The 25,688-nt window shown below is 68.4% G+C and carries 13 protein-coding genes; 2 read left to right on the forward strand and 11 right to left on the reverse strand.

What is annotated here, in order from left to right:
• Positions 1 to 64: 64 nt before the first annotated feature.
• From ACFV2J_RS17115 to ACFV2J_RS17130, 4 genes are all read right to left on the reverse strand, one after another.
• Positions 65 to 1,858 (reverse strand): DEDDh family exonuclease, encoded by a 1,794-nt coding sequence (locus ACFV2J_RS17115; RefSeq protein ID WP_385081489.1) that lies wholly within the window; start codon positions 1,856 to 1,858, stop codon positions 65 to 67.
• Positions 1,859 to 2,091: 233 nt separating this feature from the next.
• Positions 2,092 to 2,832: a vWA domain-containing protein gene (locus ACFV2J_RS17120; protein ID WP_385081490.1), complete on the reverse strand. Its 741-nt coding sequence runs from the start codon at positions 2,830 to 2,832 to the stop codon at positions 2,092 to 2,094.
• A gap of 223 nt (positions 2,833 to 3,055) precedes the next feature.
• The gene (locus tag ACFV2J_RS17125; RefSeq protein ID WP_385081491.1) at positions 3,056 to 6,064 is read right to left on the reverse strand and encodes an AAA family ATPase; all 3,009 of its coding nucleotides are present in this window, start codon (positions 6,062 to 6,064) and stop codon (positions 3,056 to 3,058) included.
• 1 nt (position 6,065) lies between these two features.
• The gene (locus ACFV2J_RS17130; RefSeq protein ID WP_385081492.1) at positions 6,066 to 7,265 is read right to left on the reverse strand and encodes an exonuclease SbcCD subunit D; all 1,200 of its coding nucleotides are present in this window, start codon (positions 7,263 to 7,265) and stop codon (positions 6,066 to 6,068) included.
• Between the two features lie 427 nt (positions 7,266 to 7,692).
• On the opposite strand from ACFV2J_RS17130, the gene ACFV2J_RS17135 reads away from it, so the two are divergent.
• Positions 7,693 to 9,303 carry a serine/threonine protein kinase gene (locus ACFV2J_RS17135; RefSeq protein WP_385081493.1) on the forward strand — a complete coding sequence of 537 codons (1,611 nt, stop codon included), beginning with the start codon at positions 7,693 to 7,695 and terminating at the stop codon, positions 9,301 to 9,303.
• Between the two features lie 139 nt (positions 9,304 to 9,442).
• Here the strand turns inward: ACFV2J_RS17135 and ACFV2J_RS17140 are convergent, their stop codons facing one another.
• From ACFV2J_RS17140 to ACFV2J_RS17150, 3 genes are all read right to left on the reverse strand, one after another.
• Complete coding sequence (locus ACFV2J_RS17140; protein WP_385081495.1) at positions 9,443 to 10,453, reverse strand: hypothetical protein; 1,011 nt, start codon at positions 10,451 to 10,453, stop codon at positions 9,443 to 9,445.
• 1,509 nt (positions 10,454 to 11,962) lie between these two features.
• Positions 11,963 to 12,994 (reverse strand): hypothetical protein, encoded by a 1,032-nt coding sequence (locus tag ACFV2J_RS17145; protein WP_385081496.1) that lies wholly within the window; start codon positions 12,992 to 12,994, stop codon positions 11,963 to 11,965.
• Positions 12,995 to 13,599: 605 nt separating this feature from the next.
• On the reverse strand, positions 13,600 to 13,956 hold the full coding sequence (locus tag ACFV2J_RS17150; RefSeq protein ID WP_385081497.1) for a nucleotide pyrophosphohydrolase: 357 nt from the start codon (positions 13,954 to 13,956) through the stop codon (positions 13,600 to 13,602).
• 97 nt (positions 13,957 to 14,053) lie between these two features.
• Between ACFV2J_RS17150 and ACFV2J_RS17155 the strand changes: the two genes are divergently transcribed.
• Positions 14,054 to 15,961, forward strand: a complete 1,908-nt coding sequence (locus ACFV2J_RS17155) for a DNA/RNA helicase domain-containing protein (protein WP_385081499.1) — start codon at positions 14,054 to 14,056, stop codon at positions 15,959 to 15,961.
• A 149-nt stretch (positions 15,962 to 16,110) separates the two neighbouring features.
• On the opposite strand, the gene ACFV2J_RS17160 is transcribed toward ACFV2J_RS17155, so the two are convergent.
• The 4 genes from ACFV2J_RS17160 to ACFV2J_RS17175 all read right to left on the reverse strand — a co-directional run bounded on the left by ACFV2J_RS17160 (position 16,111) and on the right by ACFV2J_RS17175 (position 25,590).
• Positions 16,111 to 17,124, reverse strand: a complete 1,014-nt coding sequence (locus ACFV2J_RS17160) for an HNH endonuclease (protein WP_385081500.1) — start codon at positions 17,122 to 17,124, stop codon at positions 16,111 to 16,113.
• Complete coding sequence (locus tag ACFV2J_RS17165) at positions 17,121 to 17,768, reverse strand: class I SAM-dependent methyltransferase (RefSeq protein ID WP_385081501.1); 648 nt, start codon at positions 17,766 to 17,768, stop codon at positions 17,121 to 17,123. The genes ACFV2J_RS17160 and ACFV2J_RS17165 overlap by 4 nt, the downstream gene beginning before the upstream one ends.
• Positions 17,769 to 18,184: 416 nt before the next feature.
• Complete coding sequence (locus ACFV2J_RS17170; protein WP_385439353.1) at positions 18,185 to 19,534, reverse strand: hypothetical protein; 1,350 nt, start codon at positions 19,532 to 19,534, stop codon at positions 18,185 to 18,187.
• Positions 19,535 to 19,623: 89 nt separating this feature from the next.
• Positions 19,624 to 25,590, reverse strand: coding sequence for an AAA family ATPase (locus ACFV2J_RS17175; protein WP_385081504.1), 5,967 nt, complete (start codon positions 25,588 to 25,590; stop codon positions 19,624 to 19,626).
• Positions 25,591 to 25,688: the final 98 nt, after the last annotated feature.

Below are 25,688 nucleotides of genomic sequence, written 5' to 3' on the forward strand. Positions count from 1 at the left end.
CTAGGCGCGGCTGGCCCGATGTCGTGCAGGGCACTGCCCGGTGGAGGGTGGGTGAGAGGTGAGGTCAGCCGACGATGTCGACGCCGAAGCCGCGTGCCAGGTCGGCCAGTTGGTGGTCGTATCCCTGGCCGACCGCGCGGACGCGCCATCCCGGGCCACGCCGATAGATCTCGGCGAGCAGTAGCGTTCGTTCGGTGGTCGCGGCGTCCAGGGTGGCCTGGGTCACGGCTCGCGCGCCGGTTCCCTGGGCGACGGTGATCTCGATGGCTCCGGCATGGGCGAACGTCGCGGGTCCGTCGATGGCGGCGGCGATGACGATTTTGCGGACGGCGTCGGGGAGAGAGGTCAGGTCCATTGTGACGGCTTGTTCACTGGGGCCGTCGGTGGTCAGGCGCACGGTCGTGTCGGGGCTTTCGGGTGCCCCGTAGAAAACGAAGTCCTCGTCACAGGAGACTTGTTCGTCTCCGTCGAGAATGAAGGCGACCACGTCGATCTCGCAGCCTCTCTGATGGTCCCAGGCGGCGGTCACCGTCCATGTTCCGGCGGCGCCGTGTGCGGTCGGGAGGTCGAGAACTCCGCCGCGGGGAAGGACGGTGGCACCGGCGGGGTCGGTCGTTGCCGGCTTTTGGGCGGTGTCCGATGGCGCCGTGAGCGTGGTGAGCCAGTCGGCGTCGTGGACCGGCAGGCCGCGTGCCGTGATGTGGGGCATGCGGCGGTCCCTGTCCCCGTCGGCGAGCAGGACCACGTCCGTGACGCCGGCGGAGAGGTTGACGGCGGCGGCCGCGCCCAGCTCTGCGATGCGGGTGCGCAGCGCCGACGCGTGGTCGTGGGGGCCGCCCAGGACCAGGATCCGGCGTCCGGACAGCGGTGTGGTGGATGTCGGGTGGCCGGTGCGTCGCTGGGCGGGCAGGACCGGTGCTGGCGGTGCCGTGTTCGTGTGGGCGGTACCGGGCTGCACCCTGGCGAGCAGGCCGAGGAAGGTCTCCTCGGTGATCACTGGCACGTCCGCGCTGCGTGCGGCACGGAACTTGGCGCTGTCGGAGTCGGTCTCGTCGGTGACCAGCACGCTGGTGTGACGGCTGACCGAGCCCATCACGTTCAGGCCTGCCGCGACGGAGCGCGCAATGAGTTCTTCCCGTGCGGTGCGCGTGTCGCCGGTGAAGGCGACCTTCATGCCCTGCATCAGCGGGGCTCCGGGGGCGAGCCGGCCGGGGTTGCGGTGCGCACAGGGGGTCTTCGGCACTCTGGGCGGATACCCGGTCCCCTGCTTGGGCGGGCATGCGACCAGCGGCAGGGAGAGGCCCAGTTCTCCCGCCGCAGTCAGGGAGCCTTTCAGGATGCCGGTGAGGACCCGGGCGTCGTCCAGGGCGTCGTGGGCCCGCTGCTGCGGAACTTTGTAGTGGGCGGCCAGTGAGGCCAGTTTCAGATCGTCGGTGGGTGGAGCGACCCGCCGGTTCAGCGCGAGCGTGCACATCCTTTGTGAGACCGGCAGCCAGGAACGGGCCCGGGCGAACTCGTGCGCGAGGAACTCGTAGTCGAACTGGGCGTTGTGCGCGACCATCACTCGACCGGCCAGCAGTGTCCCGATGTGTTCGGCGACCTCCTCGAACACTGGCGCGCCACGCAGTCGCTCTGCCGTGAGGCCGTGGATGTGCACCGGGCCGGGATCGCAGCCAGGGTCCAGTAGCGTGGAGAACTCTTCTACCAGTTCCCCCGCCGTGTCCAACGTCAGTACAGCCACCGACAGAACGCGGTGTTCGTAGGGCCTCAGGCCCGATGTCTCCACGTCCACGACCGCCCACCCGGTAGTTCCGGACACGGCGTTGAACACATCTTCGGAAATCGGCACCCCGTTCATGCCGGTCAGCATCCCTTGTCTCGTCTCACCGCTCAAATCCCTCGGCCACGGCTTCATCCGAGGAGTCGGTGGCCTTCGCAGCGCTGGCTCCTGACGCTCTGGAGCACAGGGCGTGTCACGGAACACGGCGGCCGTGCGGCACGATCCGCGCTGAGTCCGAGGAGTGGATCGGGAGGACATTCACCGCTCGCGGTGCCTGCTGCGGGGTCGGTTCTCCGGTTCGGTGCGAGCGTTCAGTGCAGGACCTGAGCGGTCCGAGCCGACGAGAGCCAGCTGGGGAACTCCTGCAGGAGCCGGTCGTAGAGGAGATTGTCGCGTACGGTGCGCGGGTCACGGCCGGCGTGGAAGAAGCCTGCATTGTCGACGATGCGGTGTCTGGGTACGGCCAGGTCGTCGAGACGGCGGAGGAAGGTGAACTCGTTGTCGTCGGGGTCGCCGAATCCGATGAATTGCCAGAACAGTGGCAGGCGGGCGGCTTTGCACAGGTACCGCTCGGCGGCGGACTTGCTGGTGGGTCCGCCATCGGTCTGGAAGATCACCAGGGCTGGGGCGTCGCTGCCGGAATCCAGGTAGTGGTCGATGACCTCGTCCATGGCCCAGTGGTAGTTCGTCCGCCCCATGTGGCCGAGGTTCTCGTGCAGTTTGTTGATACGGCCGCGGTGACCTCCGAGCCTGAGATCGGTGGATCCGTCGACGTCGGTGGAGAAGAACACCACCGGCACTGTGCCGTCGTCATCGAGGTGCGCGGACAGGGAGAGGACCTGCTCACCGAGATGCTGCATGGTGCCGTCCTTGTAGTAGGGCCGCATCGAGCCGGAGCGGTCGAGCACGAGATACACAGCGGCACGCACTCCCTCGAGACCGTGCGCGCGCACGCTGGATCCGGCCGTCTTGTAGAGGCTCACCAGGTCCGGCGCCTGTGCTTGCATCTTGGTCAGGCTGATCGCCGGCGCCTCGTTCTGTTCTCTGGCCATGGTCGTTGCTCCTGTGTCGCGTAGCACCCTCATTCCTCTCGATCGAGGTGGTGCCCAGGAGGAAAAAGCTCTCCATCGGGCCTTTGATCAGCACACTTCGGGGTGACGGCCCGGCCACCCAGGAGGGGTGGCCGTCGGCGGTGGTGGGCGTCCGCGTCGCCTTCCTGCTCGATCTGGCGCTCCTGGCGCCAGTTCGCAGGTGCTGCTGGCGCCAGTTCGGCGGCTATTCGGCGGCTTCCGTCAGGTGGGCGAAGGTCGATCCCGTGGGGTCTTTGCGGACGTGGAGGCGGTGGGTGATGCGGCGGCGCAGTTCGGGGACGTGGCTGATGACACCGACGGTGCGGTCGTGGGCGCGCAGGGAGTCCAGAACGTCGAGGACCTTGTGGAGGGTGTCTTCGTCGAGGGTGCCGAAGCCTTCGTCGATGAAGAGAGTGTCGAGGGGGTTGCCGCCGGCTTCGTGGGTGACGACGTCGGCGAGTCCGAGAGCGAGGGACAGGGAGGCGAAGAAGGATTCGCCTCCGGAGAGGGTGTCGGTCTTGCGTGGGCGGCCGGTCCAGGAGTCGGTGATCTCAAGGCCCAGGCCGGAGCGGGCGCCGCGGGCCGCTTGGTGGTCGGAGTGGGAGAGGGTGTAGCGGCCTTCGGACATCAGCTGCAGGCGGGTGTTGGCGGCGGTGACGACTTCTTCCAGGCGGGCGGCCAGGACGTAGGCCTCGAGTTGCATGCGTACCCGGGCGCTGGGTGAGTTGCCGGTGACGAGTTCGGCCAGGTGGCGGGCGGTGAGGTGGGTCTGCTCGAGCGGTTCCAGGCGTTGGACAGCGGCATCGAGGTCGGTGGCGAGGGTGGTGAGGGCCTGGCTGCGGGTGTGAGCGGAGCTTGCGGCGGCGGCCGCTTCGGCGTGCTGGTCGTCCGCGGCAGCCCGTGCAGCCGTGGCTGCGGCGAGGTCGGCGGCGGGTTGGGCGGCGGCCTGCTGCAGTTTCGGATTGTCGAGGACGGCGGTGTGCGCGGCGCAGGCCTCGCGCCACTGGGTGATCTCTTCTTCGATGGCGCGCAGGTCTTCGTCTCCGAGGAGGGCCTGTTGGGCGAGCGCCAGGGTGTCAAAGCCCTGGCCTTTGGCGGCGCGGGTGGCCTGTTCGGTGCGGTGTGTGAGGGTCTGGAGGGCAGCCGTCAGGCTGCGGGAGGCCTCGGCGGCTTCTTCGAGGCGGTTGGCGGTTCGGGTGAGTTCGTCGGCGTGGGCGGTGACGGTGGGATGAGTGCCGCGGGCTGCGGTGAGTTTGGCCGTCAGTTCGGTGAACTGGTGGGTGAGGGAGTCGTAGTGGGCGTTGCGGGCGGACAGGCCGGCCGTTGAGGTGCTGTGCTGCTGGGTCTGGGCGGTGTGCTCGCTGTCGAGGGTGAGGAGTTCTTCTTGGACGGTGCCCTGGTCGCCAGCGCGGTTCAGGGCGTCGGTCAGCTCGGCGGTGAGCGTGGTGTGCTGGCTCTGGAGGTCGGTCAGGGGGGTGTCGCCGGCTTCGCCGGTGGCTGTGGCTGCCTGTTCGCGGAGCCCGTGGAGGGCGGCGGCGGCATCTTCCTGCGTGGCCTTGGCCTGCTCGTGGAGGGCTTCCGCGTCCTGTTCGTCCTGGCGTGTGGGCTGCCCGTCCTGGGGGGCGGCGGGCGCCGGGTGGGTGCAGGATCCGCAGACCGGGCAGGGCGTGTCGTCGGTGAGGGTGGCGGCGAGTTCGGCGGCCATACCGTCGGTGCGCCGGCGGCGGATGGTGAGGTAGTCCTGGCCGGTCTGGCCGACGGCGGTTTGGGCTGTGGCCAGTTGCTGTTCGGCTGTGGCGATCTTGGCTAGGTGGGTGTCGCGGCGGCTGGCGGCTTCGAGGCGGGTCTTGAGGCTGTCCAGGGCGCTCTGGTGGCGGCGGGCTTCTTCTTCAGCTTGGCGGGCGGCATCGCGTCGGGCTTCGAGGGTGCGGCGCAGGGTGGGTTCTGCTTGGAGCCAGTCCTGGGCGGTGCGTTGCTGGGCGGCGAAGTCCTGCCGTTCGGCGTCGGTGCGCTCCAGCTCGGTGGTCAGCCGGCGGACGGTGTCTTCTTCGGGGACGAGGGCGGCCAGGACGGCAGCTTCGGCGCGATGGGACTGCTCGGCGGTTTCCAGCTGGCCGACGTCCAGGTCCTTGTGCTCGGACAGCAGGTGCTCGCGGGCGGTGCGTTCGGCGTTCTGGGCGCGGGTGTGGTCGTCTGCAGCGGTGTCCGCGGCGTGCAGCTGCGGTGCTGCCTGCTGGGCGCGGCGTGCCTGGTCGCGTTGCTGGACCAGCTCGTCCTGGTGCGGTGCCTGTTCCTGCAGCTGGTCGAGCTGCTGGCGGGCGCTCGTGTAGCTGGCTTGCTGCTGGTGGAGTTCGCGGGCGGCTGCTTCGAGGTTCTGCTGTCCGGCCAGGTTCTCTTTGGCCGTTGTGGCTGCTTGGAGTGCGCGGGCGTGGGCGGTGTGGCTGGCTTGGAGGAGGTCTTGGGCCCAGGCGCGGGCGGGCTTGGTGAGGGTGTGCGGGTCGTCGGGGGTGGGTGCGGCGCATTGGGTTGTCAGGTCGTCTCCGGCGGCCTGGTGGATGCGTTCGGCCAGGCGCAGCACGTCGGCGCGGGCAGCGTCGCGGTTCTTCTCGGTGGTGCGGCTGTGGTCGTTCAGCCAGCGCTCGATGAAGGAGAAGCGGCCGGTGCGGAAGAGTCTGCCAAGGAGTTCTCGCCGTCCGTGGGCGTCGGCGTGGAGGAACTTGGTGAAGTCGTTTTGCGGCAGCAGGACGACCTGGCAGAACTGGTCCCGGCTCATGCCCAGCAGGTCGGTGACCTCGAGGGCTGCCTCCTGGTGGGACTTGCTGGAAGGTTCCCAGTGGCCCTGGCCGTCGGCGTCGACGGCCCATTCGCTGAGGCGGGTCTCTGGCTTCTGGGAGGTGTCGCCTTCGCCGGATCGCTTGGGGCGCATCTGGGCGGGGATTCGGTCGATGCGCAGGCGGCGGCCGGCGAGGGTGACCTCAAGGGTGACTTCGGTCAGGAGGCCGGCGGGAGCGTGGTGGCTGCGCAGCAGCAGGTCGCGGTCGCCCGGTGGTTTGCCGTAGAGGGCGAAGCAGATGGCGGCGAAGACGGTGCTCTTGCCCGCTCCGGTGTCGCCGTGCAGGAGGAAAAGACCGTCGGCGGACAGGGAGTCGAAGTCGATGGTGTGTGTGCCGGCGAAGGGTCCGAACGCCTGCAGGGTCAGGTTGTGCAGGCGCATGTCAGACGGTTTCCTTCTGCTGCTCGTTCAGGCGAGATGCTTCGACAGCCTGCTGGAGCAGGTGGTGTTCGTCCGGAGTGGGGTCGGTGCCGCGCATGCTGGTGATGAAGTCGCTGGTGATGTCGAGGTCGCCGCGGCCACGAATGCGTTCGCTGTAGGTGGGGGTGTCTGTGGCCTGGCCGGGGATGAAAACGGGCCGGTGCTTGAGGCTGGCGGTGTGGGGGAAGCGGCGGCGCAGACGGGCCATGGCCTCGAAGGGCAGGGCGGTGTCGGTGAGGGTGACTTCGAGCCAGGCGTCTTCCAGCGGTTCGTGATCGGGGCTGGTCAGGAGATCATCGATGAAACCGGTCACGCGTTCCAGGCGCAGCGGCACGGGGCAGGGCCGGCGGGTGAGGGCGGGAACGGCATCGGCGGCAAGGTCGACCAGGGTGATCGACTTGGTGTGGCGGGCTTCGGAGAAGGAGTAGGCCAGCGGGGAGCCGCTGTAGTGGATGCGGTCGGTGACGCGCTGGGGGCCGTGGAGGTGCCCCAGGGCCACGTAGTCGATCCCCTCGAAGACGTCGGCACCCACGTGGGCGACACCGCCCACGGCGATTTCGCGTTCGCTCTCGGCCTCCTGGCTCTCCTCGCGTTCCTCGGGCTGCCCGGTGCCGGAGGTGACGAAGGCGTGTGCGAGGACCACGGACCGGGTGCCGGCCGGCTGGTTGTTGGTGAGGTCGGCGTGGATACGGTCCAGGGCCGCGGTGAGCACGGCGCGGTGGGAGACGGCTTCGGCTTCCAGGCGGTCGCGGACCATCGACGGTTCGAGGTAGGGGATGCCGTACACGGCCACGGGACCGTCGGCGTCTTCGAGGAGGACGGGGACGTCGCAGGTGTCGGGGTCGGTCCTCAAGTGGATGCCGGCTCGGGCGAGGAGGCCGGATCCGACGCCGAGGCGGTGCGCGGAGTCGTGGTTTCCGCTGATCATGATGATCGGCACATTGAGGTCGGCGAGTTGATGCAGAGCACGGTTGAACAGGCGTACGGCATCCAGGCTGGGGATGGCCCGGTCGTAGATGTCGCCTGCGACGAGAATCGCATCGGCGCCTTCGGTTCGGGCGGTGTCGACCAGGTGATCGAGGAAGGCCCCCTGGGCAGGGATCAGGTCTTCTGTGTGGAACCGGCGGCCCAGGTGCCAGTCCGAAGTGTGCAGAAACCGCATGAGCACAGACCGTAACCACAGAGACAGTAGCTGTGGGCGGTTTTCCTGATAAACGCGATCATTGATGGGAGTCTGAGAAGCATGCGCCCTCTCCGCCGTTGGACGGCAGAGGTGCGGGCGGGCGGCAACTGAACGCTGTTATGAGGGAGTCAGCTGCCCCGCTGTGTGCGGGGCGGTTTCAGGGCATGCGGCGGAACAGGGGTTTGAGGAGTGGCGGCGGCAGCTCAGGAGCTCTGGCGGGCGCGAACGCGGCGACGAGGGCGCAAGGGGTGATGACAGTCTCGCCGGGCTCCGTCATGTGGAATCGCTTGAACGGGCCCATTCGGTGCGCGGACGGAGGCGGTATGTGGGGGTGACCGCACGGGCGGCCCGGTAGCATCACCTCTCGCTTCGGCTGATAGATGCCGTTGACTGCCAGGAGAAGCCGTTGAGCCGTATCCAGCCGTTGCAGCAAAACGATCCGCGTTCCCTGGGGCCCTACCGCTTCGTGGGACGGCTCGGATCCGGCGGCATGGGCACTGTGTATGCCGGACTCGATCCCGCGGGAGAGCGAATGGCCGTCAAGGTCGTGCATCCCGCACAGGCCGCCGACGATCAGTTCCGTGCCCGCTTCAGGCGAGAGGTCTTGCTCTCTCAACGCGTCATGGGTCCTTGTCTGGTCCCAGTCCGTGACGCGGACACCGAGGCAGCTGCTCCGTGGCTGGCTACGCCCTTCGTCCCCGGCCCCACCCTCGACCAGCAGGTGAACACCGAAGGCCCTTTGACCGGTGCCCGGCTGTACACAGTGGCAGCCGGAACCGCCGCCGCACTCGCTGCAATCCACGCGGCAGGCATCGTCCACCGGGACGTGAAACCGCAGAACGTCATTCTGGCGCCCTTCGGGCCGCAGGTACTGGACTTCGGCATCGCCCACGCCCTGGACGGCACCTCCGTCACCCGCACCGGCATCATGACCGGCACACCGGGCTGGATCAGTCCCGAGCACTACCGCACCGGCGCCGTCGGTCCCCACGGAGATGTCTTCGCCTGGGGAGCCCTCCTCGCCTACACCGCAACCGGCCGCCTCCCGTTCGGTACCGGCGCCGCAGATGCCGTGGCTTTCCGCGTGCTGTCTGCCGAACCCGACCTCGACGGCATCCCGGCCGATCTGCGGCACCTCGTCGAGCGTGCGATGGCCAAGGAACCTTCCGAGCGGCCCTCTGCCGCCGAACTCACCGGTAAGTGCACCGAGTTGCTTGCCGCCCAGGCAACAGCGGTTCTCTCCACCGCTGGTCCCCAGCCCACACTCATAGCCGACCTGGTCGGCCTGCACTGGGATCTGGTACCCGACGACGAACCCGCATGGCCCACGCCCAGCCGGCGCAGCAGACGCACACGGCTGTATCTGGCCGTCACCGCAGCAGCTGCCGTGCTGGGCAGCATTGGCGGCGCTTTCGCCGCCCACCAGTCTTCCGGCACGCCTCAAGGCCGGGCTCCTGCACCGAGCAGCCAGGCATACACAGCTGCAACCGCCAGCGTCACGCCACAGACCGGCCGGCCAGATTACTCTGCTGCGTCTGCCTCGGCCACGCCCACAACCTCGCCCAGCCCGCAACGCGCAGCCGCCCCCTCCCCCGCCTACACCCGCAGCGATACCTCGCAGCCCACCGTCGACGAATGGACCGATGCCCGAGTCCCGGCCACACCCGCCGAGAAGACAGCCGCCCAGCACCTGATCAAAGATGCCGCCCCCGTACTTCAGGGGCAGCAGTACATGGGCGACTCCGTGACCGTGACCTTCAACCCCCAGGCGCAGACGATGTTCGTCACCTTCGGACCCGGTGTCTACCCGGAGGGGCAGGACTACAAGGACGACATCAACTGGACCGACACGGTTCGCGGCCTGATGTTCGGCAGTTGCTCCGAAGCCCAGCAGGACTTCCACAGCGACACCGCTTGGCCGTATGGCCGCACCGCCATCGTCTACCGCGAGTCCATGGCCAGCCCGCTCATCGCCGATTTCCGCGACGTTACCCACATCGACAGCTGCCGCGTGTAGCGCATCCATGACTTCGGCGAGGATCGCAGGGCCACTGGTCCAAGGCACCTGGGCGGTGATTGCGCCCCGACCCCGTTGCGTACCGGGGTCTCGTCAAGGAACCTCCCACGGACGTCAGGCGTTGCCTGTCGCGATGCCGTCAGCCGCCGAACTCCCGTGCCTCATCGGCAGCCGGTCCCACGGCGCCGATCTTCATAAGGCGGCTGGCGATGGCTCCCTCGTTCCGGCCGAACTCCTGTGCCAGTTGGGCCAGTAGCGCCCCCTGTACGCAGCGCGCGGCGAGATCCTGTTCGTCTTGGGCGGTCCAGGGCGTGTACGCGTTGGGGTGGGTCTTGCGTTTCTCCTCCACCGTGTAGGCCTTGGGCTGCTTCGGCGTTGTTTCGGTGGGCTGGGTGGGAACGAGGTCGGCAGGGTAGGGGGCGAGTTTGAGTCCGTGGAGCTTCCAGCGGATGGAGTTCTCGCTTCGCCCGAGGTCAGAGGCCATTTGTTGGAGACTGGTGCCTGAGCGGTGGGCGTCCCGCAGATGCTGCTCGGCTTCGGTCGTCCACGCGGCCCCCGGGTGGGCGGCTTTTCTTTTCACGCTGGCCGCAGTGGTGGCCGGGGGCTGAGGGCTGGGCAGTTCGGGGGTGGGGCAGGCACTTGCTGCGGCGGTGATGAGGCGGCCGATGTCGCTGAGGTCGCGGGGGTCCAGTTCGCCGGTGAGCTCGCCGTGGATGATGCCGTCGGACGAGCAGACAAGGATGGTCAGTTCCATCCTGCCGTCGTGTGCTGGCTGCGCGGTCAGGCAGTAGCGGCGGTGCGGGTCGCCGAATTCCAGCTTCACGCCGGGCACAGCGGGACGGGGGCGCGGCTGGGCCGGGAGGCTGGTCGGGGCAGGGGGCAGCCGGTAGGCGGGGGCCAGCAGCTCGTGTACACGCCAGGACGCCGGCACGCTCTCACCGTCGTCGAGTCGGTAGGAGGCCTGGCTGGCCTCTACGTCGCAGGCCGCGTAGAGGACCTGGAGCCTCTGGCCGGCGAACAGACAGGTCTGTTTTTGTGGCCCGTGCGGGATGGTCAGGGTACCTGCACGGGGTACGGGCTCGAGGATGACGGCGTCCGGGTCGCCGTGCCAGGAGCCGTCTTCGTCACGGAAGGCGTAGATGATGGTCAACCGTGGGTCCTTTCGTGGGGAGATCGGTTCGCCTGGGCAAGGTGTGCCGTCCTCGCCCCCGAAGAGCGGTCTGCGTCGTGCGCCGCAGCGTGTGCCTTCGAGTCCGGAACGCTCGCTTCCTGCCTGGCAAGGAGGTGGTCGAGGACTGCGTCGTGTTCCTGGTAGACGATGCGGCCACCTGCGTGCAGGGCTCGGCCCAACTCTGTGCTGCTGTGGGCGGGTGGCAGTGCGCCGATAGGGACGGTTGAGGGTGCACTTCCCGTTGCGCGGACGATGACGGCGTCCATGGCCACGAGTTCGGCGCCGTAGAGCTGGCGCGCTGTGGCGGCGATCTGGAGGCCTGCGGTGTCGAGGTCGCAGGCGTAGCGCGGTGGGGCGCCTTGGTCCAGGGCGAGTTGGAAGCACCGCATCCGCGGCCTCGACACACCCATCCCCCTCGCCGGTATCCGCCCGCCTGTGGGCGGGCCCTCCCCCGACTGCGAACTCCGGCACGTATTCGGTCCACAGCAGTTCGGACAGCAACGCCTTTGACGCTATCCACCGCCACTGACAACGGCACCGGAATCTGATGCGGGCAGAGCCTGTTGAGGGAGCATCACCTGTCTGAATGCAATGTGTTCTTCCGTTCACAGCCGGCGAGAGCCCTGAAGGGTGAACGGGGCGCGGTCACGCTTCGGTACGACCGCACCATCTGCGGTGACCTGGGAACTTCCACACCTCGGCGGCTCCGTCACCCCTGGCGAGGTCTGAGTGCATGCCTGTCTGAAGCGGGTTCCGGAATCCGTGGAGCGCTTCCGAACAAGCCAATAATTCCGCTACCTGCAAGAATGTGAACTCCAGTTCTAATTCTCTCGGTGTGCGTCTCAACCGCGCCCGGAAGATAAAGGGGATTCGAGCAGCAGCGCCATCGGCGCCCGGCGCCCGCTCCGGGACGCTCAAGGAGCCGAAGTGCCGTTCCTTGCCGGGTGTGAAGCCTCTTGCAGGCCACCGGATCCGCTGGGCGGAACCTGCATCCGCGGCAGCGAACGCGCTGCCCGTGCTCCAGCGAGCAGGGGCAGGGATCAATGTGGATCTCGGTGGCCCCGCGCTCAGCCCGTGCCCTGTTCTTTGTCAGTCTCCGTCAAGCCCTGCACCGCGCCGGAGACGCGGCGGGTCCCCGAAACGGCGCCGCCCATGGTCCGGGGCGAACACACCGCATCAGGGCGCGCCTGGCTTCTGGGGACTGGAACGGATCAGATCGCCGCTTCGGCCCGCAGCGTTGCCGCCTCGGCGATCGGCCTGCTGGTCCTGTTCAGCTGAATCTGCGCCGGGATCCGGGACGCCACGACGTGGCGGATGTTGCGGTACGCGTCCCTGCGGCGATCACCGGATCCCGGCTCCGAGCGGACAGGGCACCTCACCGGTACGCGGTCGGCCCGGATTCCGTCTGCTGTCCCCTCATCATGCGTGCATGATCACGCCGAGTTTCGCGGGCGAGGCGCCGAAGCCGCCCCGAGCTCGGGGCCGGCCTCAGTCGTGGCGGCGTTGCTGCCACAACGGCATCATGCCCGCACGCGTCTCCTGCGGTGCTGGCGTGCGCTCGAACGTCATCGGGTGCGTGCGGTGGACGCAGTCGACGCCGTAGCGGTGCAGCAGCTCCAGATCACGGTCGGCGGGGCGGTCCGGGAAGAGCGCCGACAGCCGTATCGCCGGGTCGGGCGTGTGGGGGGCGTAGTCCAGCAGCTGTGCCAGGGCCTCCCGCACGAACCGGCGGCTGCTGGCGCGTTTGGCCTCCACGACCTCGCTGCCCTCGGGCAGGGCCAGATGCAGGTCGGTGATCCCGGCGGGGGTGCGCAGTCGCTTCGGCCGGTCGATGCCCAGGAAGCCGACGTACTCCTGCACCAGGAACGCCTCTGTGCGGTGGACGACCAGTTCGCGCTCCTCGAGCCGGTAGCGGGTGCTCGGTGTGCGCAGGGCTTCGCCGTCGACGATGTCGGTGTGGGTGCGCAGGGCGCGGGCGAGGGGTTCTTGCGGGCTGTCGTCGTCGCGGGCCTCGGTCTGTGCTTCGATGCCGAGGCCGTCCAGGATGGTGGCGGCCTTCTCGGGGTCCAGGATGCGCAGCCCCATGAAGTTGTCGCCGGCGTTGAATCCGGGGAGGGCCCAGATCTCGGTGTAGGGGATCTCGACTGGGGTGAACGACAGCAGGCTGTAGACGTTGTGCCAGCTGCCGTTGTCCTCGTCCGCGCCCCACATGCTGTCCGCGAAGGCCGCGTTGCGAAAGAGCGCGCCGATCTCGCCGATGCCTCGTACATGGTTCAGGCCGGTGAACAGGACCACGTCTCCTGGGCTCAGGCGCTCCATTTTGCTGTCCTGGCGGCCTGTTGCGCCCCAGAACCGGGCGGATCCGCCGGGGTGGAAGTCCTGCAGCTGCTGGCGCTGTGCGGGTGTCAGAAGATGCGTGCGTGTTTCGTGGGTGAAGTTGACGGTGGTGTCAAGTGTGTCGCGCCAGTGACGGCGGGCGGCAGGGTTGCCGTAGGACGGCTGGATGACAACGAGCGGCACGCGAACCCCCGGATGGACAAAGGTGAATCCGATCAAGGATGCCATCCGTGACCGGTAGCTGTCCGCGTGGTTCTGCTGCTGGTGTCCGTCTTGCCGGCCGGGTGGCGCGCTAGCGTCTCGCAGTCCTCCGGGTCACAGCCGGATCCCCTCCGCCACCGCGCCAGCCAGCCCGGTGCTCTCCTTGCGGGCCGGCGGGCCGGGGGCTGCGGGGCCGGGGACATCAGGGGCGGCCAGCGCGTACATGTATTCCCTCCCACGTGCCGCTGTCGGAATCAGCGCCTTACAGCCGCTTCGCGAGCTGGGGGTTGCGCCAGGTCGCGGTGATGGTGGGGCCCAGGTACAGGCGCTTGCCGGCGCTGAAGAACACTCAGGATTCGGGCTCCATCTTGTGGATCTCGGGAGGATTGGCGCCGTTCTTGCCCGGCATCCCCCCACACATCGTCGCGTTGCCGCCCGGGAAGAGCCGCCGCAGCCTCTGCAGGGTCGCGGGGTCCAGAAGGTCGGTGTGCTCACCGAAGACGACCGGGCGGACGATGGTGTCCTGGTAGTGCCGTGACGATAGGGTCCGAACGCCGTGTGGGCTGCGTGAAGATCCGCACGATCGGCTACTGCCCCAGCTCCGTGTACTTCTCGGCGCGCCCGTAGGCCAGTTCAACGGGATAGCGGCGCCGGTTCAGTTCGATCTTCTCGGCCAGCGCCTCCTCCAGGTCGATGCTGGTCACATCTGCCAGACGCAGCAGGTAGGCGAAGACGTCGGCCAGCTCCTGGCGCAGAGCCTGGGCTCCGTCGGGCTGGCTGGTAAGGGCGCTGGACTGTTCAGGCGTGAGCCACTGGAAGAGTTCGAGGACTTCACTGGCCTCGCCGGCGAGCGCCATGGCGAGGTTCTTCGGGGTATGGAACTGCTCCCAGTCGCGCTCGTGGGCGAACTGCGCCAGCGTGTCCTGGAGATCGCGGATCGTCATGCTCCATCCCTATCAGCCGCCTCGGACATGAGCTGGCCCAGACCGTCCGGCGAACTGCCGTGCGGGTGCTGTCCGTTGGGGCTGCTATAGATCGTCTATGCATGTTTTCGAGGGAACCGTGCACCAGGCCGCGGCCCGTCTCGCCGAGCCGGGCTTTGCCCGGCTGTGCGCCGCACGCTACGAGGCCGGGCACGGCCGGCCCCCCAGTGACGAGGAACTCGCAAGCTGGGAGAACAGCTGGCCTGCGCTGGTGGACGTGCTGGGCGCTGCCGGGCTGGGCGAGCTGCACCTGCTGCTGGAGTATGAGCTGCCGGGCTCCAGTCAGCGCATCGACGCGCTGGTCCTCGGAGCGTGTGGGGGGCGGCTGACGGCCGTCGTCGTCGAACTCAAGCAGTGGACCACCGCCGCCCCGCACCCGGCGGGAGCCGGCATGCTGAGGGTGGGCCGGCGCGAGGTGCTGCACCCGGCCCGCCAGGTCGGCGGATACGTCATGTACCTCACGCACTGGGTCCCCGCCGAACTGGGCCTGGACGTCCGCGGTCTGGCCTTCTTGCACAACGCGTCCGCCGAACTCGTGGGACACCTGGCCGAGCAGAGTGCCGGCGGCCCCAGCGCCTGCTATCCGCTGCTGGGCGCCGCAGACCTTCCCCTGGATGCGGGTGCTGCGCAGTTGGCGGAGCGGCTGCTGTGCACGGGGCTCGAACCAGCCGGCCGCTCCGCGATCGACGGGTTTGTGCAGGCGCATCACCGTCCCTCCCCGCAGCTGCTCTCCCAGGTCGCCGCTGCCATCGGCGGGCACGACGGGTTCAGGCTCATCGGCGACCAGGACAAGGCCCGCCAGGTGATCCACCAGGCGATCCGGGCCGTCGAAGGCCAGGCGCCCGGGCACGTGGTGGTTGTCACCGGAGGACCCGGGACCGGGAAGACAGCAATCGCCGCACGCATCCTGGGCGACTTGTGCCTCAGAAAGGGCGCCAATCCCCGGCTGCTCTCCCCCTCTGGCACTCTCACCCAGCAACTCGCCCGCGCTGTCGGGGACTCGGCCAGGGGCCTCATTCACACCCTCACCACTACCCTGCCCACTGGCCTGGACAAGGACAGCAGTGTGGTTCTGCTGGACGAGGCCCATCGCGCCCGTACTGACCCGCTCAGGCGCCACACCCAGTTCCCCAATCTGTTCACCCGTCTCATCCAAGGCTGTGCCGCGCTGGTGCTTTTCCTCGACGAGCGGCAGATCGTGCGCCCCAACGAAGGCACCACGCTGGTCGAACTGCAACAGTTGGCCGGTGCGTACGGTTACACGTTCGCCCACGTCGATCTGTCCGCCCAGTTCCGGTGTGGGGGTTCTCGAACCTACCTCGACTGGATCGACGCCGTGCTGTGCGACAACGGTCCCGCGCCCGTGTGGCGGGGCAGCGGCTACGACCTGGCCGTCGGTGACTCCCCGGTCGCACTTGAGGACTGGGTCGCCGCCCGTCTCCGTGAGGGTCACAGCTCGCGAATCACCGCCGGTTACTGTTGGCCCTGGGTGTCCCCGCGCACCCCGCCTCTGCTGCCCGAAGTCTCCCTTTCCTGGCGCGACGAGGCGGGCGAACACCGCTGGCAGCGGCCCTGGAACGCCGGGGCCGACGGCATCCTCGCGGGCACCGACACACCCGGGCGGGCCTTTTGGGCCACCGATGCGGGCGGCCACCGTCAGATCGGCTGCGTCTACACGGCGCAAGGCATGGAATACGACTACAGCGCCGTCATCCTCGGCAACGATCTTGTACGAACCGCGGATGGCTGGCAGGCCCGCCCTGAGGAGAGCCACGACCCCGCCCTCGTGGGGCTGACGCCACGCCAGTACTTGCGCTACGCGCTCAATACCTACCGTGTCCTGGCCACCCGCGGTACCCGTGGCACCCGCCTCTACTCCACCGACCCGCACACCCAGGCCTATCTGCACCAGCTCATCCATCCCGATGGCTACGAAGCAGACACAGCTGTACCGAACCGGCAGTAGCACGCAGCGAGCCGGCGGGGCGGTGGTCGAGGTTCATGGGTTGATGGTGGACGGGGGATGTTCCCTGCGGGCCGGCAGAAGGCGCTGGAGGGCTTGCTGTCGCGACGGATCGCTGTTTCTCTGCCCGGCTGCCGACTCCGGGAGCCGTGTCAAAGCGTCGCCCGCACGGCCTGCAGGAGCTGCGCCCACGATGCTGCGGCCTGGCGTGGCAGGGCATTTTGCAGGCTGAGTTGCAGGGTGCGGCGCAGTGGGTGGGGCGAGTTCATGATGGCCTCGTTCCGGGCGGCCAGGCGGGCAAGTTCCGCCTGCGTGGGCTGCCGGTCGCTCTTGGCTGCGTTGCAGGTGGCGTGTGTGGGGGCGAGGTTCCAGAGGGCGTCGAGATCCGGGCCGCGCCACGCTCCTACGCCGGCGAAGCGGTGCATGAGGGCGAAGGGGAAGACGTGGTCGACGGCGGTGGCGTCGCTGGGGGTCAGGATGTCCGTGCAGATCAGACAGCGGCCGTGTTGGAATCCTGTCGTGGCCTCGATGATGCCGGTCACCGAGCGGCGCCGGTGCTTGTCGGTGATTTTCAGTGTGTCCCAGTCGACGGCGACTCCCTCGTCCAACAGGCTTCGTCCGATGCCGACGGCGAAGGAGCTCTCCACGATGCTCCAGCGTGCCTCCAACTCGGCGGCCAGGCTGGTCGCGTGCTCCGACTGTGCCAGCTGGAGGAGGTCGGGGGTCAGGCGCACCATGCGCTGGCTTCCCCGCCCGGCCAGCTCATAGAAGGTGTGGGGTACGGCCGTATCACTGCGAAGGTTGTGGAACTTCTGCATCACCATTGCGGGCATCGACCGTACTGCGGCTGCCAGCAGCCGCTCGGTGGGGCAGCCCGATTCCAGCGTGGCGGCACTCTCCTGCTCAGCGACAGTCAGGAAGTCTTTCTCGCCCCGCTCCTGGGCGTGGGGCGCCTGCGGGTCCCCGGCCAGGTGGCGGACCAGGCCGAGACTGTAGGCGGCCGCAAACTCGGCAACCGGCACACCCTCCCGGCCGGCCCGTCCGAACTCCAGCAGCGCCTGGCCGAGGGCAAACTTGTAGGTGCGCGAATTGGCACCCATCAGCACAGCCAGCCGCCACGACGCACACGCCGAGGCGTCCTGGGCATAGAACTCCCGCCCGCTCACGCACGCTCCCTGCACAGGACGACCGCCTGCCACCACACGGCGGCACGGCCGAGCCGGTCCGTTCCCTCCTCCACGACACGCACCGCCCGCAGCCCCGCCCGCTCCCCTTCCTGCACGACCTCTTCGGCGGGTACGTCGAACATCACCCGGTCCGTGGGCGGATCCCCTCGCCGCAACGACACAACCAGCAAGCCCATCGGCGCCAGGAGCACGGCCAGACGCTCCATGGCCTGCTCCCGCTGCGACGGCGGCAGATGCATCCACACCGCCGACAGCAGCACCACGTCGAAGGTCCCTTCCAGACGGGACAGCGCGGGCAGGGCATCCGCCACCCAGCAGACGTCCTCTCCCGGATGCAACTGCTGCGCAACCTGGCGCAGCTCATCCACCGGCTCCGCCGCCACCACCTCATACCCGCGCCGGGCCAGCGCCGCAGCATCCCGCCCGGTGCCGGCACCGACGTCCAGCACCTTCGCCGGGGCCGGTGGCAGGAGATCCAGTACCCCGCCGTGCACATCCTCGAAGGAGACGCTGCCGTAGCGCTGCCCCAGGTCTGCGGCGTTGAGCGTGTAGTAGGGCTGGATGCTTGCAGCAAAAGCGCTGGGTGCTGAAGGCCTGCTGGGGTCCCCGCCTGTTCCGACCATGACCGCACGTTACGGGACCCCACTGACACCAGCCGATGGCCTGGAAGCGGGAATCCCCCGCGTATGAGGATGCGGCCGGGCCTCGGCTGACTCCACTGGATGAGCATGTCCAGCCTGCTGTTGGGGCTCCGAAGCCCGTTTTGCTGCCGCTCAGTTACGCAATGGATCTGTCATAGGCGCCATGGCAGATGGGCCGGTGCGGTGAGCGACGGCAAGGTGAGCGCGGGCCCCGGAGCATGCTGGCCTTGAGCGTTCAGAGAGTCCCGATCACCCTCACAGCGTCCTTGCCTCTCCGCTGGCTGGAGCCCGGCAGAACGGGCACTCTTCTTCAGAGGACCGGTGTCGTCCACGATCAGGAACGCATTGGGATCACTGGGCTTTCCGGGGATGCCTCAGCCTTCAGGCCGGGGAAGGGTTCAAGCCGTCAGTTCCTCAACCAGCCTCCGCAGACCCTCATCGTCCAGCGGGCAGCGGTGGGCGAGCTTGTTCCTGGCGGTGCGCAGGGTGTCGATCCTGTTGCGCTGGGTGCGGCTGAACCGGAACTCACGGTGGCGGACGGCGGTCCAGATCTCGCCCAGTTCCATCGACCCAAGGTCCGCGGTATTTCCGTTGCCCTCCCGGATGCCGCGGTCGACGTAGGTCTCGACAACGTGCCGGACTGTCCGTACCACCACGCCGGGCAGGAGGGCGATGATCCGGGCCCGGGCATCATCGATGAGTGGCAGCAGAACGCGGTTCTGGGCCTGCCAGACAAGCTTGCCGAGGCGGTCGGGACCCCCCGGTCTCGCGATCCATTCGGCAGGGGTGCAGCGGACCTGCCCCTCCCAGCTGTCGAGAAGACCGGTCGCCCACGCTGGACGACGGGAGGGTTCGGGGGCGGGGGCGTACGCCGCAGCCGGATTCTGCTCAGACTGCACTGGAGCGCCTGTCGAGGACCGGCAGGTCGCCAGAACCGGCCCCAGTGCGGCTATCTCACCCGTCCACAGCTCCGCAAGGCTCGCCGCGAGCAGGAGGTCAGGACCGCATACCTCGGCCACCGTCTCACGGCGCACAGCCTCCATGATGTGCTTCCTTGGGGTCGACCGGTCGGGCACAGTCCGCAGGCGGGTACCCGCTTCCGCAACGAGGATGGCGGTGTCGAGACGGCTCCACACCGACCACCACCAGTGAGGGCGGTAGAGGGACGGATCGAGCGACTCCAGGGCATCCACGGCGAGGTCGGCCAGCCGGGCCGCGATCAGCAGGCGGGGACGGCGCGAGGGTGGGAGGCCGGCGTCCTTCACGGCAGCCTGCAGGCGGCGCAGCAGTTGGGATAGCGTTACGGAGTCGTCCTCGTTCCAGGCCCGGACCACCAGGACCGGCGCGCGGCCCTCCGCATCGCTGGTCAGCCCTGCCACCGGGTCACCGTCCAGACCCAGTTCCTTGGCGAGCCGTTCGGTCACGCTGGAAGCGGCCAGATCCGTGTCCGGGGCAGGCGCCGTCGCATGAGGGGCTGCGACGGGCGGGTCCCAGTCTCCGAAACCGTCGTCGTAGTCGAATCCGCCGTCGAAGGATCCGGGACCGCCGTCCGCGCCAGTCCCGGTTGCCCATATGTCGTGTCCCAGCTCACGCGGGAGCTGTTCTGGCGCGGCTGCTGTGTCGACGGCCCTCGGGACCTCCACCACGTCGTCCAGCGTGGACAGCAGTTCGTCCAGGATCCGGTCTGCCCGGCCCGACCCGATCTCTGGGTCCGGAAGGATCCACAGGCAGCCGAATCCGTCCTTCAAGTCCTGTGCGATGTAGGCCAGATGGCGGCGCAGGCCGGGCAGACGCAGCAGGTCCTCGGCGGCCGGCCGCGGTTCGGGGGTGTCTCCCCTCACTTGGCGTCACCCTCCGGGTTCTGCTGGAGTGCCTTGAGTAGACGGAATATCACCGGCTCAACCGTCACTCCGTTGGGGGACTCGTCCAGGACGCCCAGGTCTTCGAGGCGGTTGAGCAATTCCTCGGCCCGGTCGAGGCCGCATTCCAGGACGACGTCCAGGTCCTGGGGCGTTGCCGGAGCGTTGCCCGTCTGGTGCTCGTTGACTGTGAACATGTCCGCCCACAAGCCGAGCCGCGACACCGTGGCATCGTCCAGTCCGGCCCGGTAAAGGTGGTCGGCCTGGCTGTCGATCTGATTGCGGACCAGGGCGAGCGCGGTGTCCCGGGTATGGCCGTTGCGTACGTTGTGCATGACCCTCTCGACGAAGGCGGGCCAGCCGCCAGTAGCGTCGATGAGATTGCGCCGCTCCTCTGCGGAGAGGAATGGCGATTCGGGCCAGGCCCGTACGCTGGTCGCGTTCCACCTCTGGGGTCGCACCAGCACTGCGCCTTTGCCGGCCAGCGTCTCTGAGGACAGCGGGTCGGTGATGACCAGGGCGCGACGGCGGGGGATCTCAGCACCGTCGGCTTCGGCCGATGGCCGCTCCTGCCCCAGTACGCCGGTGTACGAGGCGAGCCGTTCCACCGCTTCCTGGATGCGGGGAAGCGGCTCCCCTCGCAAGTCGACCAGGAGAAGGTGCGGCACGCGCAGCCGGGTGTGCTCGGTGATCCCCTTTGCGAGGTCATCGGAAGGGCCGTAGCGGAGGATCTTCCGGCTCGACCCCACGTGCAGGCCTGCTGCCCTGAGGATCAGGTCTGCGCCCATCGCGCTCGACGCCGCGACCACCGCCGTGCCGGCCGACAATGCCTCGTGCCACTGTTCCTCGGTGAGCGGGCTCATCCGCTCCACGTGGCTTCGGTCCGCACCGAGCGACCGGCGGGCCACACGGGGGTTGTAGTCGTACGGCTGGCTGAACTCGGTCGTCTGCAGCTCCGCGTCCAGCTCCTCGCGGGTGCCGAGCATGTTGACGACGTTCGGGCTGCGCATCGCGAAGTCCCGTCCGCCGTGGAGCTGGATCACCAGGCCGAGCCCTTGCATCTCCTCAAGGTCGATGCGTGCTTCGTTCACACCGTTCTGGGGCGGGAAGCCGTCAGGCCACACTGCGTAGGCCTCGTCCAGCAGTTCCTGCGGGGCGTAGCCGCGTGCGTAACCGTCGCGCAGGCTGCGCAGGGCGAGGATCAGGGTGAGTACGCGGTAGCGGTCCTCCAGGTCGATAGTGAGCCGGAGGCGGTCCCTTATCTGGCTGCGGATGCCTTGCGACGCGGCCACCTTCTGCACGTCCGCCTCGGTGATCTGCGGGCGGCTGCCTTCGGCGGTCAGGGCGCGCTCCTGCATTTCACCGACCAGGCCTTCGCAGAAGATCTGCACCAGGTTGGCCTGGTAGTTGGTGAGGGCCAGGATGCGCCACACGAGGTCGGGCGCGGCGAAGAACAGCCCGACGGAAGCCAGCGGTTCGACGACGAGCTCGACCGCTGACTTCGGGCGCAGCGGGCCGACGAGCATGCCGGGGCCACCGTGCGCGGTGATCACGTTGGTCAGCCTGTTGTAGCGCTGGACCTGGTGCAGACCCGCGAAAACCACCTTGAATCCGCGGTTGGTGTCCTGCATCAGCTGCTGTAGGCGCTTGACCGTACGGAAGGTGGACTGGCCGCCCTCGGTCTCGACGGGACGGGCGTCGGCGTTGAGAAAGGCGTCGGCCTCGTCAGCGAGCACCAGCAGCCGGCGCACGGGCTTGTCCTCGATCCATTTGCGGATGTGGGAGGCAATCGTGTCCGCGTCCGCGCGCTCGGAGAGCTTTGAGCCAAACAGACCCCGTCGCTTCAGCTCGGCTGTGAGCACGCTCCAGATCTGTTCGGGCGGCTCGGCGTAGCCGATGTCGGCGGATCGCAGGTCGAAGTAGACGGCGACATGGTCCTCGCTGTCCCGCTCGAAAATGTCCACCACTTGCCGCAGCAGCGAGGACTTGCCCAGCTGCCGTCCGCCGTACAGGAACAGGCTCCCGTCCCGGCCCATGATGGCGCTCTTCTCGGTGTCGCGGCCCTTGAAAACCTCCGCCGGCACTCTGCCTGCGAGATAGGGCGCGTAGGGGACGTAGGCTGCCCACGGCAGTGTGACTCTCTGCACGGCGCGGAATGAGCGCGGCTCGCGGGCCGCGATCCAGCCGATGACTGCGGGGTCAACAACGATCGCCTGCTGGGGGCGGTTTCGCGAGCGCTGGGCAAGGCGGCGCCGGCCCTCCACGCCCAGGGGCTGCAGGTACAGAATGATGTGCGCACCCTGTGCGGACTCCGGCAGATGCCGCAGCGGGCCCTCGCCGCGCTGCTCGTCGGAGATAACCAGCACCCTGTAGGACTTCTGGGCCTGCGAGCCGAGCGCGGCCACATAGCCCGGCACGCTCTCGCTGACCTCGGCGCGCACGTTCAGCCGCAGCACACTCCAGTCCTTGCGGTCCACTTCGTCCAGCGATACCTGGTTTACCCTCAGCCCCAGCAGGCGGAGCACGCTGCCCACGTGTTTCTGGTAGGCGTTGCTCCGGCTGCGGGGATCGGCAAGTGCCGTCCAGGAGTCAAGGGCGACTTGGGTGCTCTCCACGAGCGGACGGTCGGCTGCATAGTGCTGCGCCCACCAGTGGGCGCCCACGCCGGTGCCGCCTGCCGTCGGGGCCTTGGGGTGGCGCACCCCGGCAAGGAATGCTTCCAGCTCAGCACCCGTCTCGGGCTGCCGTTCCGGCAGCGGGTGCCCTTGGCGGGCGAACGACAGCAGTTCCTCTGCCGTAACGACATCATCCGCGTCGAGCAGGGCTGAGATCCGCCGTGCGGACTCCTCCTCCAGGGAGAGCACCGCAAGCTGGGAACGCAGGTCCCCGGTCTTCCTCTCCACCAGGCCGCGAAGCTCGGCAACAACCTTCTTCGTGGCGGCGTCGCGGCTTCCGTACCGGTCCTCGAGGTCCCCGCGTTCGAGGTCCATCATCTGTCCGGACAGCTTGCTCTCCAGCTCCGGGGAGAGGAGGTTCTGCACACGGATGTGCGCGAGCAGTGCCTCGGCCTGGCCGCGGCCCGCCCTCAAGCGGTCCTTCCAGTCGGCTGCGGAGTCCTCCGTCTTCTGCTGCCACTTGGCGAGTTCACCCGCTGGCAGCTTTCCGGCTCCGTGAAGCGACCCGTTCTCGAGCGCCGTGAGCAGCCGCCGGGCGAGGTGGATGTTGCCCTGCTTCAGATGGGAGGCGAGGGCTGCGTCTGTCTCAACTGGCTGTGTCAGAGCCAGCAGAGCGGTTGCCGCGCCTGGCTCGTCCAGGTCTGGCTCCGCCTCTCCATCGTGGTCCCGCCAGGTCAGGTCCGGGAGAGCGAGCAGGCAGTCCGTGTAGGCCGCGCGTCCCTCTTCCAGAGGGGACGGCTGGATCTGCCCGGCGAGCCAGCGCACCAGCACCTGCAGAGCGGCCCCGCCAGGACCGGCTGGCGCTTCGGCCTCGATGGCCGCAGTGACCGCCTGGTTCAGCTCGGCATCGATCTCCCGTCCGCGGCCGTGCTGAGGCAGGTCGGTCACCCGCTTTGCTTCGTGCAGGAGATCCGCGACGGTCTTGACGTGATTGCGCAGCTGTTCGCGAGCTGTGGAGTGGATGCTCTCTTTGCCCTGCTTCGGCGAACGCGTCGCACGGTCAGCGGCGTCGATGAGCCGGTCCACGGCGTCGGCCCGCGAGTAGTGCTGCTCCATGTCCTGCTCCAGAGCCTGGGCGTCAGCCCGGCCCTCGGCCCAGTCCTGCACCAGGCGGAGCGTCCGGCCTAGCACCCCGTCGCGGCACATGGTCTGGAGCACCTTGGTGCCGCGCTGCAGCGTGATCTTCCGCAGCGGCAGGTCCTCTTGCAGCTGCCGGGCCCTCTCTGCGAGTTCCGTGCGGTGCACAGCCGGGTCAGTCGCTGAAGTCCGAAGCGCCTCGCCGGGTTCGATGGTCATGCCCTGGCGTACTTCGGTGACCAGCTTTTGGAGCAGGTCTGCCCAGGCCGGCGGGAGTCCTGGAAGCGGGGCGAACTCGGTGACCAGGGTCGAAGCCCATCCCGCGCTCAGCCCGCTGCGCAGCGCTGCAGCCAGCGCCACGAGATACGCCTCGCGGTCGTCAGAGGGCGTTGGGAAGTCGTATCCGTCCGCCTTCAGCTGCAGCTCGAAGCCGGCCTGGGCGTCGGGCAGGCGGAAAGCCTGGTGGGCGAAGGAGAGCGCTTGTATTCGGTGGGCGGGTTCCGGGACGGCCCGGGACAGCCAGTAGGCCTCGGCGAACTGAACCTGTCGGATGAACTGTTCCACCGTGGACGGCCCAGCCTCGCTGGCACTCCACGCGCTCGCTGCAGACGTGCTCGCGGATCCTTCTTCGCTTTCGCTGGGGGCGAGGGGCTGTTCGTTCTCTTCGGGTCTGCGCCGTTTCTCTGCCCTCCTTCTTGCGTTCTCGGCCGAGGACGGCAGCGTCACGTGGCTGCGGCTCTGTCCGGTGTGCTTGTTCCGTGTATCGGTCGCGGCCTGTGCCTCCACCGCCGAGGGGATGGGCTGCCCCTGCGTGTTGAGAGAGGGCGCAGCCGCCTCATGGGCGTCCCGCTGCGGCCTTCCCTCTTGCGGCTGCGTCTGGGGTTCCTCAGGCAGCTGGTCCTCATCCGGGAGGACCGGCTGAGGCGCCGTGCCGGGGGTAGCGTCGGGAGCAGGGATTCCCGTCTTGGGCTGGGCAGGGCGTTTCCGCCGCTTCTGACCGTCCTCGTAGGCGCTCCCGGTCTCCGTACCGTTGTCCCCACCCGTGCCGGGCATCACGCTGTCCAGCATCGCCACGCGGGACGGGGACTCGTTTCCCTCCGCCGGGCCGGAGAACGGCTCCGGGGTTTCGTCCGCCGGACCATTGGGGTGCGGATCGGGAACGGCGCCGGGGGATATTGCGGCTTCCAGCTCCCGGATCCGGTCTTCCAGACCGGTGATCGCCCCCCGCAGCCCTTCCCGGACTACCTCCAGCGGCTCTTCGTTCAGGAGCGCCAGGTACTTGCCGTGTGCGGCACGCACTTCGGCGAGTTCCCGGGTTCGGTTCTCCAGTTCCTGTGAACGCCGGTCCTCAAGCTCGCGTGCATGCCCGATGAGCAGCTCAAGCGCGTCGTAGGAATCGCCGGGTCCCCAGATTGCGTCCGGAACCTCCAGCTGGCCAGCCAGCTCGGCGACCCGGGTTCGGTCCTCGTGCCACGAGCCCACTTCCTCGCCAAGCACGGGGTCATGGCGGTCGCGCCCTTCCCGCACTGCGACGGCAAGGGCGTCAAGCCGCTCTGCCAGGGCCGCTCCGTCGGCGCGCACCCGCTGCGCCGTCTGCTCAATCCGCTCGACAAGCGTCAGCACGGAGTCCGGCTCAACAACGTCAGAGGCGGGGAGTTCCTGCTGCTGAAGAGGCTCGCCAGCCGGCGCGCCCCCCGTCCTCTCGGCGCTGTCCTCTTCCGCGTCATGGTGCATGAGGTACTCCTGCTCCCCGGGCTCAGACGCGGGCACCATAACTGCTTCCCAGAGCACGTCCCAGTTACCGCGGACAAGCGGGCCAGCCGGAAACGAGTCCGAGTGGATGGCCAGCCCGTACAGAGCGAGTCCGGCCATCGGCATCGGCAGTACCCGCAGCATCTCCTTGAGTTGGACGATGTCCGGATCGTCGACCGCCTCGTCAGAGAAACCCATGTGTCTCAGCTGGGCGCCGGCCATCAAGGCACCGCATCGTGCGAGGCACGTGAGCAGTTCAGATGGCGCTTTCACGACCCATACGCGCATGCCCGCATCCGTGGCCGTCTTCCTGGCCACAGGCTGGTCTGGGTACCGGATGGAGGCGGGACCGTGGGCCGCTTCTTGTCGCGCCAACACGGTGCGTACCTCGTTTGCCGACATGGTGCGGAGCCATGCGCGCAGGGAAGAGACGGACTGCATGACGTGATCATCACATGCAGATCATGTGATGTTCTAGTGAAGTCGCCCGCAACCACCTCTCCCTGCAGGGGATTTCACCCGGACATTTCGATACAGAT

The sequence above is a fragment of the Streptomyces sp. NPDC059668 genome (assembly GCF_042734135.1).
Classification (GTDB): Bacteria; Actinomycetota; Actinomycetes; order Streptomycetales; family Streptomycetaceae; genus Streptomyces.